Annotated in this window: 13 protein-coding genes; 5 read left to right on the top strand and 8 right to left on the bottom strand. The window is 72.9% G+C overall.

The window, feature by feature from the left end:
• Positions 1 to 353 precede the first annotated feature (353 nt).
• The 6 genes from thpD to ACYVPE_RS35535 form a co-directional block, all read right to left on the bottom strand.
• Entirely contained in the window at positions 354 to 1,253 is a 900-nt protein-coding gene (gene thpD, locus ACYVPE_RS35560; protein ID WP_461037946.1) for an ectoine hydroxylase, read from the bottom strand.
• Positions 1,254 to 1,301: 48 nt separating this feature from the next.
• The gene (locus ACYVPE_RS35555) at positions 1,302 to 1,709 is read right to left on the bottom strand and encodes an ectoine synthase (RefSeq protein ID WP_461037945.1); all 408 of its coding nucleotides are present in this window, start codon (positions 1,707 to 1,709) and stop codon (positions 1,302 to 1,304) included.
• Between the two features lie 41 nt (positions 1,710 to 1,750).
• A complete protein-coding gene (ectB, locus tag ACYVPE_RS35550) occupies positions 1,751 to 3,019 on the bottom strand; it encodes a diaminobutyrate--2-oxoglutarate transaminase (protein ID WP_461037944.1) in 1,269 nt (422 codons plus the stop codon).
• A gap of 71 nt (positions 3,020 to 3,090) precedes the next feature.
• Positions 3,091 to 3,639, bottom strand: a complete 549-nt coding sequence (ectA, locus tag ACYVPE_RS35545; protein ID WP_461037943.1) for a diaminobutyrate acetyltransferase — start codon at positions 3,637 to 3,639, stop codon at positions 3,091 to 3,093.
• 499 nt (positions 3,640 to 4,138) lie between these two features.
• Positions 4,139 to 4,783: a hypothetical protein gene (locus tag ACYVPE_RS35540; protein ID WP_461037942.1), complete on the bottom strand. Its 645-nt coding sequence runs from the start codon at positions 4,781 to 4,783 to the stop codon at positions 4,139 to 4,141.
• Positions 4,722 to 5,378 carry a SigE family RNA polymerase sigma factor gene (locus ACYVPE_RS35535; RefSeq protein WP_461037941.1) on the bottom strand — a complete coding sequence of 219 codons (657 nt, stop codon included), beginning with the start codon at positions 5,376 to 5,378 and terminating at the stop codon, positions 4,722 to 4,724. Before ACYVPE_RS35535 ends, ACYVPE_RS35540 begins: the two co-directional genes overlap by 62 nt.
• 141 nt (positions 5,379 to 5,519) lie before the next feature.
• Here ACYVPE_RS35535 and ACYVPE_RS35530 point away from each other — a divergent pair, with 141 nt between their 5' ends.
• Entirely contained in the window at positions 5,520 to 6,641 is a 1,122-nt protein-coding gene (locus ACYVPE_RS35530; RefSeq protein WP_461037940.1) for an amidohydrolase family protein, read from the top strand.
• A 49-nt stretch (positions 6,642 to 6,690) separates the two neighbouring features.
• Here ACYVPE_RS35530 and ACYVPE_RS35525 read toward each other — a convergent pair whose 3' ends face one another.
• Both ACYVPE_RS35525 and ACYVPE_RS35520 read right to left on the bottom strand, forming a co-directional pair.
• On the bottom strand, positions 6,691 to 6,891 hold the full coding sequence (locus tag ACYVPE_RS35525) for a hypothetical protein (RefSeq protein ID WP_461037939.1): 201 nt from the start codon (positions 6,889 to 6,891) through the stop codon (positions 6,691 to 6,693).
• Positions 6,892 to 6,912: 21 nt separating this feature from the next.
• Positions 6,913 to 8,178, bottom strand: coding sequence for an inorganic phosphate transporter (locus tag ACYVPE_RS35520; protein WP_461037938.1), 1,266 nt, complete (start codon positions 8,176 to 8,178; stop codon positions 6,913 to 6,915).
• A 271-nt stretch (positions 8,179 to 8,449) separates the two neighbouring features.
• On the opposite strand from ACYVPE_RS35520, the gene ACYVPE_RS35515 reads away from it, so the two are divergent.
• The 4 genes from ACYVPE_RS35515 (at position 8,450) to ACYVPE_RS35500 (ending at position 13,091) form a co-directional block, all read left to right on the top strand.
• Positions 8,450 to 9,835, top strand: a complete 1,386-nt coding sequence (locus ACYVPE_RS35515; protein WP_461037937.1) for a hypothetical protein — start codon at positions 8,450 to 8,452, stop codon at positions 9,833 to 9,835.
• Between the two features lie 195 nt (positions 9,836 to 10,030).
• Complete coding sequence (locus ACYVPE_RS35510) at positions 10,031 to 11,629, top strand: ABC-F family ATP-binding cassette domain-containing protein (RefSeq protein ID WP_461037936.1); 1,599 nt, start codon at positions 10,031 to 10,033, stop codon at positions 11,627 to 11,629.
• Positions 11,630 to 11,982: 353 nt separating this feature from the next.
• The gene (locus tag ACYVPE_RS35505; protein WP_461037935.1) at positions 11,983 to 12,207 is read left to right on the top strand and encodes a helix-turn-helix domain-containing protein; all 225 of its coding nucleotides are present in this window, start codon (positions 11,983 to 11,985) and stop codon (positions 12,205 to 12,207) included.
• Positions 12,208 to 12,290: 83 nt separating this feature from the next.
• The gene (locus ACYVPE_RS35500) at positions 12,291 to 13,091 is read left to right on the top strand and encodes an enoyl-CoA hydratase/isomerase family protein (protein ID WP_461037934.1); all 801 of its coding nucleotides are present in this window, start codon (positions 12,291 to 12,293) and stop codon (positions 13,089 to 13,091) included.
• Positions 13,092 to 13,676 lie beyond the last annotated feature (585 nt).

The following is a 13,676-nucleotide window of genomic DNA, read 5'->3' as shown; positions in this document are numbered from 1 at the left end:
CACCCGCCCCGTCCCGGCGGCGCAGCCGCCTTCGGCCCCGGCCGGGGCCCCCACCCGCGCGAAGCGCGGAAAAGGGGCGGGTGGGGGGGGAAACCCCGCGCGGAGCGCGGGGCACCCGCCCCGTCCCGGCGGCGCAGCCGCCGTAGGCCGGGCCCGCCTCCCCCTGGGCGGGGCCGGAGCCCCACGGGCCCGGGCCCGTGGCCCGCAGGGCCGGGCGGCGCAGCCGCCTTCGGCCCCGGCCGGGGCCCCCATCCGCGCGAAGCGCGGAAAAGGGCGGGGGTGTGGGGCCGCGATGCGGCCCCACACCCCCGCCCCTTCGAGCCGGTAGGCCGGCAGGCCGACCCGGCAGGCGGTCACCTCACAGGCGTGAAATCCCGCGCTCCGATGTAGTCCGGCCGGCGGATCGGCGCCGCGAAGGGTTCGACGGCCGCGTTGTCGACGCTGTTGAAGACGATGAAGACGTTGCTGCGTGGATAGGGCGTGATGTTGTCGCCCGAGCCGTGCATGCAGTTGCAGTCGAACCACGTCGCCGAGCCCGCGGCACCCGTGAAGAGGCGGATGCCGTGCCGGTCGGCGAAGTCCGTCAGGGCCCGGTTCGACGGCGTCCCCGCCTCCTGCATCTGGAGGGACTTCTTGTAGTTGTCCTTCGGCGTCTCGCCCGCGCAGCCGAGGAAGGTCAGGTGCGACCCCGGCATGATCATCAGGCCGCCGTTGGTGTCGTAGTTCTCCGTCAGCGCGATCGACACCGAGACGGCCCGCATCCGCGGCATGCCGTCCTCCGCGTGCCAGGTCTCGAAGTCCGAGTGCCAGTAGAACCCGCTGGCGCCGAACCCCGGCTTGACGTTGATCCGGCTCTGGTGGACGTAGACGTCGGAGCCGAGGATCTGCCGCGCGCGGCCGACCACACGCGGGTCGGAGACCAGCTCGGCGAAGACCGGGCTGATCTTGTGCACCTCGAACACCGACCGGATCTCCTGGGACTGGGGCTCGACGATCGACCGGTCGTCGTCCCTGATCGCCGGGTCGGTGACCAGCCGGTCCAGTTCGGCCCGGTAGACGGCCACCTCCTCGGGCGAGATCAGCCGGTCGACGGCGGCGAAGCCGTCCCGCTCCAAGCCCGCGAGTTCCCCGGTGGAGAACGGTCCTGGCGCGCCAGGCTCTGACCACACCACCGGGTCCTGCCGGGGGGTGGCCACCTCCTTGGCGCCCCGGGTCGGATACAGGTCGGCGGTACGTTCGGGTGCGGTCGTCATGTCGTCTGCTCCTCTCATCTCCCGCTCGTCTGCCCGCTGTGCCGTGTCTCAGGCTTCGGTCGTCGCCTCGGTGAGCAGCGGGTAGACGCCGTTCTCGTCGTGATCCTCCCGACCGGTGACGGGCGGGTTGAAGACGCACATCACCCGGAAGTCGGTGGTCGGGCGGATCGTGTGCTTCTCGTGGCCGTCCAGGAGGTACATGGTCCCGGGCCTGATCAGGTGCTTCTCACCGGTGTCGTCGTTGGTGAGCTCGGCCTCGCCCTCGACGCAGAACACGGCCTCGATGTGGTTCGCGTACCACATCGACGTCTCGGTGCCGGCGTAGAGCACCGTCTCGTGCAGGGAGAAGCCCACGCCCTCCTTGGCCAGGACGATGCGCTTGCTGCGCCAGGTGCCGGACGCCGAGTGCACGTCCCGGTCGGTGCCCTCGATGTCGCTGAGCGATCGGACGATCACGTCTTTCTCATTCCTTCCGGTGGTCGGGCCGGTGGTCGGGGTCAGTCGGTCTCGCGGACGGCCCGGGTGAGGACGCGCAGGCCCTCGTCCAGCTCGTCGGGGGCGATGGTGAGCGCCGGCAGCAGCTTCACGACCTCGCTCTCGGGGCCCGAGGTCTCGATCAGCAGGCCGAGCTCGAAGGCGCGCCGGCAGACGGCGTTGGCGCGCGCCGGGTCGGCGAAGGTCAGGCCCCAGACCAGGCCGCGGCCGCGGTAGGAGGCGCCGGCCGAGGCGTGCTCGGAGGCCAGGCCGCGCAGGGTGTGCTCGACCTGCTCGCCGCGGCTGAGGGTCTGCTTCTCCATCTGGCCGTCGGTCCAGTAGGCGTCGAGCGCGGCCGCCGCCGTGACGAAGGCCGGGTTGTTGCCGCGGAAGGTGCCGTTGTGCTCGCCCGGCTCCCAGATGTCGAGATCGGGCCGGAACAGCGTCAGGGACATCGGCAGGCCGTAGCCGCTGATGGACTTGGAGACCGTGATGATGTCCGGGACGATCCCGGCCTCCTCGAAGGAGAAGAACGGTCCGGTGCGGCCGCAGCCCATCTGGATGTCGTCGACGATCAGCAGCATGTCGTGGCGCTGGCACAGGCTGGCCAGGGCGCGCAGCCACTCGGCGCGGGCCACGTTGACGCCGCCCTCGCCCTGCACGGTCTCGACGATGACGGCGGCCGGCTTGTTGAGCCCCGAGCCGGCGTCTTCGAGCAGTCGTTCGAACCAGATGAAGTCGGGGGTCCGGCCGTCGAGGTAGTCGTCGAACGGCATCGGGGTGCCGTGCACCAGCGGGATGCCGGCGCCGGCGCGCTTGAACGCGTTGCCGGTGACGGCGAGCGCGCCGAGCGACATGCCGTGGAAGGCGTTGGTGAACGAGACGATCGACTCCCGGCCCTTGACCTTGCGGGCCAGCTTGAGCGCCGCCTCGACCGCGTTGGTGCCGGTGGGGCCGGGGAACATGACCTTGTGGTCCAGGCCGCGCGGGCGCAGCACCACGTCCCTGAAGCTCTCCAGGAAGGCGCGCTTGGCGGTGGTGGACATGTCCAGGCCGTGGGTGACTCCGTCGCGCTCCAGGTAGTCGAGCAGGGCGCGTTTCAGCAGCGGGTTGTTGTGCCCGTAGTTGAGCGAGCCGGCGCCGGCGAAGAAGTCGAGGTAGGTGTGGCCGTCCTCGTCGTACATGTAGCTGCCCTGGGCCCGGTCGAAGATGGTGGGCCAGCCACGGCAGTAGCTGCGCACCTCCGACTCCAGGGTGGTGAAGACGCTCAGGTCCGGCTGGGTGATGGTCACGACGAGCTCCTGGTGGGAGAGGTTCCGCGGAGGGGGGAGGGGGAGTGGAGGGTGAGGGGGCGATCGGTGGCTCAGCGCTGACCCGCGACGGCGGGGGAGGGTATGGGCCCGATCCGGTAGAGCACTTCGGGCTCGTGGCCCGCCTCCGGGAAGTCGTGGGCGTCGAACAGGACCTCGCGCGTCACGGGGGCGCGGTGTCGTTCGGCGAACGAGGCGAACAGCCGGTTGGATGCGGTGTTGTCCGGTGTGATGGTGGTCTCGATCACGTCCACCCCCAGCTTGTCGCCCGTGCGGTGGGCGAGCGCGTCAAGCATCGCGGCGGCCAGTCCCCGACCCCGCTGCCCCTGGTCGACCGCGACCTGCCAGACCAGCAGGGTGCGCGGGGCCTCGGGGCGGCTGTAGCCGGTGATGAAACCGACGGGGCCCGCAGCGGAGTCGCGGGCCACGATGGACGTGTTCGCGTAGTCGCGGCACCACAGCAGGTAGCTGTAGGGGGAGTTCAGGTCGAGTGCTCGGGAGTCCCGGGCGAGGCGCCACAGCGCCGCGCCGTCCTCCGGCCGCGGGCTGTCCAGTTCCAGCCCGGGGAATTCCCCGTCCAGTCTGCTCGGCTCGATTGGCATGTTCGGATAATCGTCGTCTGCGGCTCGTGCACGGTCGGGTTGTGCGGGGGTCATGCAGATCGAATTTACCGAGCGAATCGAGAAATCGCATCGTGGGCAGGGCTTACCCGGGTGATGGTGGTGTGTTATCGCGTGCGCGCGTGCGCTACCTGGGCTCGCTCGGCAATATGTGCCGTTTTGCCCGTTGGTTACCGGACAAAAGGGGCGATAGTGAGGGTTCTGTAACGCTTGGGTAACGAAGATGTGTCGCGGGTGGTGCTCGTTGTGACCTTCCGGGCTTCCGGCAAAAGAGTGTTTGAGGTCCGGGTGACCGGGCAAAAGAGGCCCGTGAGAACGCCCTGAATTAGAGGGTAAACGGGATTCGAATTCCCCGCTCAATTCTGCGGGAGGAATTATCCCAGGGTTCCACGAGAACGCACGCCGAATGGTGCCGCGCCGGCCCGCCGCATCCGTGGCACCCGCCACACTCGCCGCACCCGCCGGCCCGCACGGTCGCGCCTCAGCCCAGGGCGCCGCTCGCCTCCACCGGGCCGCCGGCCCCCGCGCCCTCGACCAGGAAGCGGTCGCCGGAGGCGTCGCGCGTCCCCAGCGCGTGGTCGTACTGCCCGGCGAACACGTGCTCGCCCGCCGGCACCACCGCGCCGGGGCGCAGCTCCCACCGGAACACCAGCACGCCCTGCTCCAGCTCGGTGGTCAGCAGGAAGTCCGGCTCCGGGAGGGTCCGCCAGGCGCCGGTCGCCCTGACCCCCTCGCCGGCCACCACCCGAAGCTCCACCGAGAACGACGTCAGCGGCTCGCTGAGCGTCACCGTGAGGTCGCTCTGCGACCAGTAGGGGTTGCTGCCCGGATCCACCCGCCCCGACGCGCTCAGCCGCGCCGCCGCGGCCGGCGGCGCCCCGTCGTCCGGCTCGGCGCCCGTCAGGCGCACCACGAGCGAGGCCGCCCCGAGCGTCACCACCAGTGCCACGACCGCGCCGACCGTCCGCGCCCATCCCAGGCCCGCCCGCCACGAGCGCCGCCCCGCGTCCCGCACAGTGCTCCGCTGGACGCCTCGCTGGACGCGCTCCAGCATCCGCTCCCGGTCAGGCCGGTGTGCCTCGGCCGCCTCCCGCAGCAGCCGGGGGACGTCTGGACGCTCTGGCATGGGTCCTCTCCGGTGTGCTCACCAACCCCCGCCGCTCGACGGGACCCGAGCGCAGCCCACGGAGGAGACCCTGGGGGTCCCCCTCGCCCGCGGGCGCGGCCGCCTCGGTGAGCATCCGCTCCAACTCGGCCATGCCGCGCGAGGTCTGGCTCTTCACGGTACCCACCGAGATGCCGAGCGTGCGCGCGGTCTCCCGTTCCGAGAGGTCGAACGCGTGCCGCAGCACCACGCAGGCCCGCTTACGGTACGGCAGCCGGTGCAGCGCCGCCCGCACGTCCAGCATCGCGGGGATGTCAGGGCCCTCGGCCGACTCCCCGTGCTGCGACCAGAACAGGGCGATCCGGCGGCGCTCGCGCGTTCTGCTGCGGATCCTGGAGCGCGCCAGGTTGGCCACCACGCCCCGGGCGTAGGCGAGCGGATGGCGCGCCGCGCGCACCCGGTCCCAGTGGTGCCAGATCGCCACCAGCGCGTCGGCCGCCAGGTCGTCAGGGCTCTCCGCGCTGTCCGATCCGCCGAGCAACAGATAGGCGAGTCTGGACAGTTCGGCGTGGTGTTGCTCGAAGAAGGCATGGAACTCATCGTTGGGGCTGGCCACCCGCCGGCCTCCTCGGTGTGCGGCTCGTTGACCCGCCGAGGTGGTTCGACGGGCCGTACGACAGGTCGTGCAACGTTCGTCCCTGCGTGCAAGCCCCCAACGAATGGGGAGCGTAGCAGGCAATTTGTAGGCTGCCGAGGCATGAGCGAGAGTGCGGTGGTGCACATCAGGGGGCGCGTGCTCGTCACCCCTGATGGCGAAGGACCCGACGGGGACGCGGGCGACGGGGTGTTGGACGAGATCTGGGTGGTCGGCGGTCGGATCAGCCGTCAACGCCCGGTGGCGGCACGGGAGGTGGTCACCGTCGAGGGCTGGGCGCTGCCCGGCCTCGTCGACGCCCACTGCCACGTCGGCCTCGGCCCGAACGGCGCGGTGGACGACGCCACGGCCGAACGCCAGGCGCTCGACGACCGGGACGCCGGTGCCCTGCTGCTCCGTGACGCCGGCTCAGCCGCCGACACCCGCTGGATGGACGACCGCGCCGACCTGCCCCACCTCATCAGGGCCGGCCGGCACATCGCCCGACCTCGTCGCTACATCCGCAACTACGCCCACGAGATCGAGCCCGAGGGACTCGCCGCCGTGGTGCGGCAGGAGGCCAGGCGCGGCGACGGCTGGGTCAAGCTGGTGGGGGACTGGATCGACCGCGAGCGCGGCGACCTCGGCCCCTGCTGGCCGGCCGACGCCGCCCGCGAGGCCATCGCGGCCGCCCACGCCGAGGGCGCCCGCGTCACCGCGCACTGCTTCGCGGAGGACTCGCTTCGCGACCTCGTGGCGGCCGGCATCGACTGCGTCGAACACGCCACCGGGCTCACCGAGGACACCATCCCGCTGTTCGCCGAGCGCGGGGTGGCCATCGTGCCGACGCTGGTCAACATCGCCACCTTCCCCGACCTGGCCGCCGGCGGCGCCGACCGGTTCCCGCGCTGGGCCGAGCACATGCGGCGGCTGCACGCCCGCCGCTACGACACCGTGCGGGCCGCCCACGACGCCGGCATCCCGATCTTCACCGGCACCGACGCCGGCGGCGGCCTCGGGCACGGCCTGATCGCGCTGGAGGTGGCCGAGCTGACGAAGGCCGGCATCCCGCCGGTCGACGCCGTCGCCGCCGCGACCTGGCGGGCCCGCGCCTGGCTCGGCCGGCCGGGGCTGACCGAGGGCGCGCCGGCCGACCTCGTCGTCTACGAGGCCGACCCGCGCCGCGACGTCGGCGTGCTGGCCGCGCCCCGCCGGGTACTGCTGCGGGGCCGGATCGTCGCCTAGACGATCCGGCCCCGTCGGTCCCGGCCCCGCGGGTCCTGGTCAGGCCGGCTCAGGACGTGATGATCCAGATGCCGTACCCCACGGCCGCCGCGCACAGCGCGAAGGAGAGGTAGCCGGCCGGCCGCGCGGCCGGCCCGGCGGAACGGCTCAGGCCGGCCCTGATGCCGATCGAGAACAGCCCCACCACCGCCACCGTCAGCAGCACCGAGACCAGGATGACCTGGCCGAGCGTGGCCCAGTCGACGTTCATTTCGGGTACCTCGGTCTCGGACTAGGCGGACGGCTGGGAACGGGAGGACTGCGAGGCGGACGACGACGAAGAAGACGAGGACGAGGACGAGGAGGCCGGCGGCGCGGCCGAGGCGGGCGCCGGGATGACCACCTGGATCGGCTCACCGGCCGCCGCGCCCTCGTTCACCTTTTCGACATCGGACTCGACGTCGTTCACGTTCGAGTGGTCGACCGGACGCCTGCGCGACCGCTGCCAGATGGCGGCGCTCGCCGTGACCAGCAGCACCGCGACGACCGCCACGCCCCAGTCGCCGCGCTCGGCGATCAGCGCGGCGACCGCGCCCACCGCACCGGCCGCGGGCAGCGTCAGGAACCAGGCGGCCACCATCCGGCGCGCCGTCGACCAGCGCACCACGCCGCCCCGCCGGCCGAGCCCCGAGCCCATCACGGCGCCCGAGCAGACCTGGGTGGTGGAGAGCGCGAAGCCCATGTGCGAGGAGGCCAGGATGGTGGTCGCCGCGCTGGTCTGGGCGGCGAAGCCCTGCGGCGGCCTGATGTCCGTCAGGCCCTTGCCCATGGTGCGGATGATCCGCCAGCCGCCCAGGTAGGTGCCGAGCGCGATGGCCACGCCGGCCGAGGTGATCACCCACAGCGGCGGGTCGGCGCCCGGCGCCAGCGAGCCGCCGGCGATCAGCGCCAGCGTCATCACGCCCATGGTCTTCTGCGCGTCGTTGGTGCCGTGCGCCAGCGAGACCAGCGCCGCCGAGGCGATCTGCCCGAACCGGTAGCCACCCGCGGTCGCCTGCTCGTCGGCGTCTCGCGTGATCCGGTACGTCAGCCGGGTGGCCAGCGTGGCCGCCACCCCGGCGACCAGCGGGGCGGCCACCGCCGGGATCAGCACCTTGGTCACCACCGCGTCCCCGTTCACCGCGCCGAGGCCGACGGAGGCGACGGTCGCCCCGATCAGGCCGCCGAACAGCGCGTGCGAGGAGCTGGACGGCAGCCCGGCGAGCCAGGTGAGCAGGTTCCACACGATGGCGCCCACCAGTCCGGCGAAGATGACTTCCGGCTGGATGCCCGCCTCCTCGTCGATGATCCCGCCGGAGATCGTCCGCGCCACCTCGACCGAGAGGAAGGCGCCGACGAGGTTGAGCACGGCCGACATCGCGACCGCGGCCTTGGGGGCCATCGCCCCCGTGGAGATCGTCGTGGCCATCGCGTTGGCGGTGTCGTGGAAGCCGTTGGTGAAGTCGAACGCCAGGGCCGTGACGATCACGATCGCGATCAACAGCGTTACATGTTCCATGTATCGGACAATCCGCTCGACGGGCTGGAGGGCAAGCGCCGTTAACGTAAGGTGAATAGGTGAACGACGGATGAACTCGGGAAGGCCGCTGTCTGGCGCTCGCCGCCGGGCTTGGCGCCGGCCCCGGCACACTCTCCCGCGCCCCCGACCACCCCGGACCGAGCCGCGCCGCCCCGCCGCTCATCTGGACCACGGAGTGCGGGGTTTGGGCTTTGGAGCCCCGAACGGAGAAACTGCTCGCGTGACGTCCCGAACTCCGCGTGAGCCCCGGTTGCGACTTGTCCCACAGACGCCTGCCCAGCGCCCCGCGGCGCCCCGGCGAACGGCGGTCGCCAGACGCCCTCCCAAGCCCCCCAGAGGCATCGCCCCCCAGGACCGGCTGGCCGGGCAGGCCCGCGGCCTGCTCGCCGAGGCCGTCCGGCTGGCGCAGTGGGCCCAGCGCGCCGGGGTCTCGCCCGAGACCGACGTGCGGCGGGCCGCCGCCGAGCTCGGCATGACCGTGAGCCAGGTCCGTGACCGGTGGAGCCACGCCAGGCTCGCCGGCCTCGTCGAGCCCGGCGCGGACGGCGTCGGGGTCCGCGCCGGCTGGCGGCTGCGGGCCTGGGACCAGGACGACACCGCCGCGCTGCGCGGCTGGGTGGCGCTCTTCGACGCCTGGTCGCTCGCCCGCCCCGCGCCGCAGGACGCCGACCCAGGACTGGTCAGCGAGATCGTCGCCGCCATCCCGCAACTGCTCTCCGTGATGCAGCTCTCGGACGGCCCGGTCACCGCCGCCGGCCTCATCGACCTCCTCACCCAGCGCATCACCGAACTCCGCGCCGAACGGCCCGCCACCACCTCGTCCGACCCCGCCGAGGGCCCCGACGACATAGCCCCCGCGCCCGAGGCCATCGCGCCGCGCGAACTCGGCGAACTGGTGCGACTGCTCGGCTGGGCCCTCGACGCCCTCGCCGAGGTCGGCGCCCTCACCCTGCACGCGCGCAGCCGCCACCCCGAACACGCCAGGCTCACCGACCTCGGCGGCTGGGCCGTCTGGACGAAGCTGGAACAGATCTGCATCGCCGCCCAGAGCCCGGCCGGCAACATCGAGCAGTCCGCCGTCGCCATGCTCCGCGGCTGCGCCGCCCTCACCCCCGGCCCCGCCCGCGCCGAGTACCGCGCCTGGCTCGCCGCCCGCTCCACCGGGCCCGCCGTCACCGAGCTGCTCGACGCCGCCCGCGGCGAGGACGCCCTGATCCGCGGCCTCGCCTTCGAGGCGCTGCGCGCCGTCGGCGCCCCCGCGCTGGCCGCCGTCCGCGCCGCCGCCGACGAACCCGTGCTCCGCCCCTACGCGCTGCTCTGGCTCGCCGACCACGAGGGCGGCGACCCCCGCGACCACACCGACACCCCGATCGGCGTGCTCACCCGCGCCGAGGCCACCTGGCTCTGGGTCGACACCGCCTCCGCCGCCCACGAGAACGGCGCCGAGCGGCTGCTGCTCGACCACCTCGACTCCGCGCCCCAGCCGACGGTCGCCGAACTGGTGGACGAGATCCGCGTCTGTGGCCACCCCCGGACCGTCCAGGTCCTGCTCGCCCTGGCCGCCGCCCACCCCGACCCGGCCATCACCAAACGGGTGCGCCGCGCCGCGTTCCAGGTCCACACCGGCGGCGCCTGACGTCGGGGCCCCGCCGCCCGCGTTCGCCGGGGCGTGGCGGCGCACGCGAGAGCGCGGAAAACGGCTTGCGTGCCGCCGTTAGAATGACCGCATGGACATTTCGCTCCTCGTGCCCTAGCGGACGCATCCCTCCTCGCCAAGAACCGTCCCCGTACGGCAGCCACGTCCGTACGTCCCGTCGCCTGGAGTACGTCCATGATCACCGCCACTGGCGTCGAGCTGCGAGCCGGCGCCCGGATCCTCATCGAGTCCGCCTCCTTCCGGGTGGGCAGGGGAGACCGCATCGGCCTCGTCGGCCGCAACGGAGCGGGGAAGACCACCCTCACCAAGTGCCTGGCCGGCGAGGGCATCCCGGCCGGCGGCACCATCACCCGCAGCGGAGAGGTCGGCTACCTGCCGCAGGACCCCCGCACCGGCGACCTGGAGATCCTCGCCCGCGACCGGATCCTGGCCGCCCGTGGCCTGGACACCGTGCTGCGCGGCATGCGGGAGAACGAGCAGCGGATGTCCACCGGGCAGGGCGAGGTCCGCGAGCGCGCCATGCGGAAGTACGAGCGCCTGGAGACGGAGTTCCTGACCCGTGGCGGCTACGCGGCCGAGGCCGAGGCCGCCACCATCGCCGCCAGCCTCGGCCTGCCCGACCGCATCCTCGCCCAGCCGCTGCACACCCTCTCCGGGGGCCAGCGGCGCCGCGTCGAGCTCGCCAGGATCCTCTTCTCGGACGCCGACGTCCTGCTGCTGGACGAGCCCACCAACCACCTCGACGCCGACTCCATCGTCTGGCTGCGGGACTTCCTCAGGACCTACCGCGGCGGGCTCATCGTCATCTCGCACGACGTCGACCTCATCGAGACCGTGGTCAACAAGGTCTTCTACCTGGACGCCACCCGCGCCCAGATCGACGTCTACAACATGGGCTGGAAGCAGTACCAGACCCAGCGCGAGGCCGACGAGAAGCGGCGCAGGCGGGAGCGGGCCAACGCCGAGAAGAAGGCCGCCGCGCTCAACGCCCAGGCCGACAAGATGCGCGCCAAGGCCACCAAGGCCACCGCCGCGCAGAACATGGCCAGGCGCGCCGAGCGGCTGCTCTCCGGCATCGAGGCCGAGCGGCAGCAGGACAAGGTCGCCAAGCTGCGCTTCCCTGACCCGGCGCCGTGCGGCAAGACCCCCCTGATGGCCGACGGCCTGTCCAAGTCCTACGGCTCGCTGGAGATCTTCACGGACGTCTCGCTCGCCATCGACAAGGGCTCCCGGGTCGTCATCCTCGGCCTCAACGGCGCCGGCAAGACGACCCTGCTCCGCCTCCTGGCCGGCGTGGAGAAGCCCGACACCGGCGAGGTCAACCCGGGCCACGGGCTCAAGCTCGGCTACTACGCGCAGGAGCACGAGACGCTGGACCCGCGGCGCACCGTGCTGGAGAACATGCGCTCCGCCGCCCCCGACCTGGACATGGTCGAGGTCCGCAAGACGCTGGGCTCCTTCCTGTTCTCAGGCGACGACGTCGACAAGCCGGCCGGTGTGCTCTCCGGCGGCGAGAAGACCCGCCTGGCCCTGGCCACCCTGGTGGTGTCCTCGGCCAACGTGCTGCTCCTCGACGAGCCCACCAACAACCTGGACCCGGCCAGCCGCGAGGAGATCCTGGGCGCGCTGCGCGGCTTCAGCGGCGCGGTGGTGCTCGTCACCCACGACGAGGGCGCGGTCGACGCGCTCCAGCCGGAGCGGATCATCATGCTGCCGGACGGCGTGGAGGACCTCTGGAGCCAGGACTACGCGGACCTCGTCGCCCTGGCCTGACCCCCGCCCCGACCGTCCGTCCTGCCGCCGACGGTCGTTTGTGATCACGCGCGGTGGATCATTCCGCCGACGGTTGATCATTCATCTGAGTGAGTGCGGCTCGTACCCCGGCGTGTCGACGCGCCGGGGAACCGGCCGTGCCCCCGCTGCGGACGATCACTTGGTCCGATCCAGTGACGGCCCCTGACCTGCACTTTCGTCCCCCGCCTCGGAACCCTCGCCGCCCGTGAGCCCAGGCGGGGCCCGGAATCGCGTTGTCCGCTTGTCGTACGGACCCAGACGGATGGGTGGCCAGGAAGCCGGATAGGGGTGATCATGAGAAGTCCAGAGCGCACTTCCACGAGGAGGCACGGGTGGCCGAGACTCTGAAGAAGGGCAGCCGGGTGACCGGCCCCGCTCGCGAGAAGCTCGCGGCGGACCTCAAGCTGAAATACGAGTCGGGTGCGAGCATCCGGGCGCTTGCGGAGGAGACGGGCCGGTCGTACGGCTTCGTCCACCGCATGCTCAGCGAGGCGGATGTCACACTTCGTGGGCGCGGCGGCGCCACCCGGGGCAAGAAGGCGGCCCCCACCCCCTGAGGTCGACGGGCCACGGCGGCCGCTACGCTACCGGTTCAGTTACTGGTGAGTAGCGACTGGTGAGTAGCGACCGGAGGTGGCCCGTGGTCCCGCAGAACCAGCAGAACCCACTCGTCGACAGGGACGGTGTGCGTCTCACCGTCGACGGCGCCGTGGCCACGGTCACGCTGACCGTCGCGGCGCGGCGCAACGCCCAGACCCCCGCGATGTGGCGGGCACTCACCGAAGCGGGCCGCGCCCTCCCCGGCAGCGTCCGGATCGTGGTGCTGCGCGCCGAGGGCGTCTCCTTCTCCGCCGGCCTCGACCGGCGGGCCTTCACCCCCGAGGGCATCGAGGGCGACATCTCCTTCCTGACCCTGGCCCGCGCCACCGACGCGGACCTGGACGCGACGATCGCCGGCTTCCAGGAGGCCTTCACCTGGTGGCGCCGCAACGACCTGGTCAGCATCGCCGCCGTCCAGGGCCACGCCATCGGCGCCGGCTTCCAGCTGGCACTCGCCTGCGACCTGCGGATCTGCGCGTCCGACGCGCAGTTCGCGATGCGGGAGACCTCGCTTGGCCTGGTGCCCGACCTGGGCGGCACCAAGCCGCTCGTCGACCTCGTCGGCTACGCCCGCGCCCTGGAGATCTGCGCCACCGGCCGCGCCGTCCAGGCGCCCGAGGCCGAACGCATCGGCCTGGCCAACCTCGTCGTCGACCCCGACGAACTGTCGGCCGCCACGGCCGACCTCGTCGCGGCCCTGCTGGCCGCACCGCGCGACGCGGTGATCGAGACCAAGGCCCTCCTACGGGCGGCCTCCGGCCAGGACTACGACACCCAACGCACCACGGAGCGCGCCGCGCAGGCCCGCCGCCTCCACGACCTGACCGGCGCCCCCGACTGAGGTTCTTCCCACCCACCCACCCACCCGCCCTTTTCCGCGCCGCGATGTGCGGCACCGCGCCGGGCCGCGCCCCCCACCCGCCCCGGCGGTTGGCCTCGCGCGGCGGCGGCCCGAAGGGCCAGGCGGCGCGGCCGCCTTGGCCCCCGGCCCACGATGGCGGGCCGGTTGGCCGGGCGGCGCTGCCGCTGTCGGCCTCGGGCGAGGCCCGCAGCCCAAGGGGCGACGGCCCAGCCGCCGTCCTGGCCCTTCGGGCCGGCCCCGGCCGCCTTCCGCCTTGGCCGGGCAGCCCCTGCGCCGCGGCGCGTCGGTGCAGGCCGGTTCGGTTCCTCCCGCGCGTAGCGGCGGACCGCGGTGGCTTGGCGGTTGGCGGCCTGCGGCCCGAAGGGCCCTGCGGCGTAGCCGCACTGCGTGCAGCGCCGGGAGTCGCCAGCACGGCACCGGCCCGGCGGCGCAGCCGCCTTCGGCCTTGGCGGGGCCGTCCCTGCGCGGCGGCGCGTCGGTGCAGGCCGGTTCGGTTCCTCCCGCGCGTAGCGGCGGACCGCGGTGGCTTGGCGGTTGGCGGCCTGCGGCCCGAAGGGCCCTGCG

This window comes from Streptomyces mayteni (genome assembly GCF_054783955.1).
Note: the sequence above shows the minus strand (reverse complement) of the source record. Positions and strands in the feature narration are given on the sequence as shown.